Genomic DNA, 527 nt, shown 5'->3' with positions numbered 1-527 from the left:
AAATGAATACCAAGTCTCAACGAGTGAACACGTAATTCATTACGAAGTTTAATTCATTGAGCATCAAACTTTTAAATTGAAGAGTTTGATCATGGCTCAGATTGAACGCTGGCGGCAGGCCTAACACATGCAAGTCGAACGGTAGCACAGAGAGCTTGCTCTCGGGTGACGAGTGGCGGACGGGTGAGTAATGTCTGGGAAACTGCCTGATGGAGGGGGATAACTACTGGAAACGGTAGCTAATACCGCATAACGTCGCAAGACCAAAGAGGGGGACCTTCGGGCCTCTTGCCATCAGATGTGCCCAGATGGGATTAGCTAGTAGGTGGGGTAACGGCTCACCTAGGCGACGATCCCTAGCTGGTCTGAGAGGATGACCAGCCACACTGGAACTGAGACACGGTCCAGACTCCTACGGGAGGCAGCAGTGGGGAATATTGCACAATGGGCGCAAGCCTGATGCAGCCATGCCGCGTGTATGAAGAAGGCCTTCGGGTTGTAAAGTACTTTCAGCGGGGAGGAAGGTG

General features: G+C 52.0%; 1 rRNA gene. It reads left to right on the top strand.

Features of this window, described 5'->3' with window-relative positions:
• Positions 1-73: 73 nt before the first annotated feature.
• A 16S ribosomal RNA gene (locus AC2FAK_RS22965) occupies positions 74-527 on the top strand; the annotation flags it as partial.

It is taken from the genome of Enterobacter cloacae complex sp. 394F7 (assembly GCF_057320385.1).
This window is presented reverse-complemented; position numbering and strand designations above follow the sequence as displayed.